The organism is Streptomyces sp. NPDC060205, assembly GCF_042728395.1.
Lineage (GTDB): Bacteria > Actinomycetota > Actinomycetes > Streptomycetales > Streptomycetaceae > Streptomyces.
In genome coordinates this window covers 1-2,268 of the sequence record NZ_JBHWZP010000600.1, presented here as the reverse complement: position 1 = coordinate 2,268, position 2,268 = coordinate 1, and the positions used below count along the sequence as shown (strand labels likewise).

Sequence of the window (2,268 nt, the reverse complement as noted above, 5' to 3'; positions counted from 1 at the left end):
ACCTGAAGGGCGAAAAGCTGGGGCGCAGCCCCGCTTTTCAGGGGCGCGGGGAACTGCGCGAGCAACCCCCACCGGCCCGCAGCCGATCAGCTCGTCTCGACGCCCAGCGTCAGAGAACCCGCGTACCCCGCCGTCGTCGAGCTCCCCAGCGCCGTCAGGGTCAGCAGACCCGACGCCGCACCCCCGTCGTCATAGATCCCGTCCTGCGCGAGCGTCGTCCGCGGCACGGTGTTCGCCGCGTACACCGGCACCGCCGCCACCCTCGTGGTGATCGCCTCGTCGAAGAACAGCTGCCCGGTGTGCAGCTCCTGACCGCCCTCGAACGAGCCGTCGGAGGTCAGTGTGACGTCGGTGTGCACCTTGATGTGGATGTGGACGCACCGCCCCCGGTACCACCCGGGATAGACCGTCGTGATCTTCGCGACGCCGTCGGAGCCCGTCAGGACTCCGCCGCGCAGGAACGTCCCGTTGTCGGGCTCGTTGTGCCCGTTCCCGCCGACGAACCCGGAGTACTCGCCGAGCGCGTCGCAGTGCCAGATCTCCACCAGCGCGCTGTCGAGCGGGGCGCAGGTGTCGTCGTCGACGACGGTGAGGGTGAGCTTGAGCGGAATCCCGGTCTTGTCCTCGTGGATGTCCGCGCGGACGAGCTGTCCGTCGAGGTAGTAGGGGCCTTCGGTCATCTCCTTCGTGAGGGTGCAGACGGCCGCCGCGGCGACCGGCTGCTGGTCGGCAGCCGTAGTGGGGGCCGTGGTGGAGGCCTCGGGGAGCGTGGCACCGACGGCCAGGGTGGCGGCGGTGGCGCCCGTGGCGATGAGCACGGTTCGACGTCCGATCGATGTGTCTGTCATGAACACGGCACCGTAGAAACGGAATCTGTCGAAGCGCTGTGGGTTGGGCAAAGTGACGAAGCGTCAAGTCTGTTGTGAGACAGCCGGGACGCCGAAAGACTTTCGACGTTTACCGGGGCGCGCGGGGCCGTGTGAACCGTTGACGCGCAAGGGGTTCGATTCTACGTTCCGGGTCATCCCTCCCGTTCGAAGGCATGAGCAGCGTTCGTGATGCCGAACGAGGCGAGCTTCTCCAGCTCTCAGCACCTCTCCCGTCAGCTCCCCTCGACCCCCCCACTCGTAGGAGGATCCGCGTGAGCCCCACCTCCAGCAGGACCCCCCGGCGTACGGGCCGCAGGACCGCACTCCTCGCCCTCCCCGCGGCGATCCTGCTCGCCCTCGTCCCCACCACCGCCTCCGCGTACCCCAACCCGGGCACCGTCACGGGCTCGACCGTCGTGCACGACCCGACGATGATCCGTACCTCGTCAGGGCAGTACCTGCTGTACGCGACCGGCGGCGGCCTCAGCTACAAGACGTCGACCAACCGGATCGCCTTCAGCGCGGGCTCCGACGCCTTCGCCACCAAGCCGGGCTGGTGGTCGTCGTACGCGACGGAGGCCTGGGCGCCCGACATCTCGTACGCGGGCGGCAAGTACCTGATGTACTACGCCGTCTCGACCTTCGGCTCGAACAAGTCGGCCATCGGGCTGGCCGGTTCGACGACCGGGCTGCCGGGTTCCTGGAGCGACTACGGGACGGTCTACACGTCCACCACTTCCAGCGACTACAACGCCATCGACCCGAACCTCTTCGTCGACAGCGACGGCAAGTGGTGGCTGTCCTTCGGCAGTTGGTGGACCGGGCTGAAAATGATCCAGATCAACCCGTCGACCGGCAAGCAGCTCTCGGCCAACACCACGCGCTACTCGATCGCGTCCCGCCCGACCGGCACCAAGGCGGTCGAGGCGCCCTACATCGTCAAGCGGGGCGGCTACTACTACCTCTTCGCCTCGTACGACACCTGCTGCGCCGGCACCAGCTCCACGTACAAGGTCAAGGTCGGGCGGGCCACCAGCGTCACCGGCCCGTACTACGACAAGAGCGGCGTGGCGATGACGAACAACGGCGGGACGGCGGTCCTGGAGTCGCACGGGCGGTACATCGGGCCCGGCGGGCAGTCGATCATGGCGGACTCGGACGGTGACCTGATCGTCTACCACTACTACGACGGCCAGGACAACGGCACCCCCAAACTCGGCATCAACCTCCTGAACTGGAGCACCGGGTGGCCCGTCGCCTACTGACCCCTCGGGCCGGTGGGGGGTGCGCTCAAAGACTGCGCAGTTCCCCGCGCCCCTGAAAGGGCCCGTGCCGGTTCGTCGGGTGCGGCCCCGGTGGGGGCGGGCCGCGCAGTTCCCCGCGCCCCCAGGTACCTGGG

2 protein-coding genes are annotated in these 2,268 nt (G+C 68.3%); one reads left to right on the top strand and one right to left on the bottom strand.

The window, feature by feature from the left end:
• Nucleotides 1-86 precede the first annotated feature (86 nt).
• Nucleotides 87-848 carry an intradiol ring-cleavage dioxygenase gene (locus tag ACFWGJ_RS43370; protein WP_387334493.1) on the bottom strand — a complete coding sequence of 254 codons (762 nt, stop codon included), beginning with the start codon at nucleotides 846-848 and terminating at the stop codon, nucleotides 87-89.
• 293 nt (nucleotides 849-1,141) lie between these two features.
• Between ACFWGJ_RS43370 and ACFWGJ_RS43365 the strand changes: the two genes are divergently transcribed.
• The gene (locus ACFWGJ_RS43365; protein WP_387334492.1) at nucleotides 1,142-2,134 is read left to right on the top strand and encodes an arabinan endo-1,5-alpha-L-arabinosidase; all 993 of its coding nucleotides are present in this window, start codon (nucleotides 1,142-1,144) and stop codon (nucleotides 2,132-2,134) included.
• Nucleotides 2,135-2,268 lie beyond the last annotated feature (134 nt).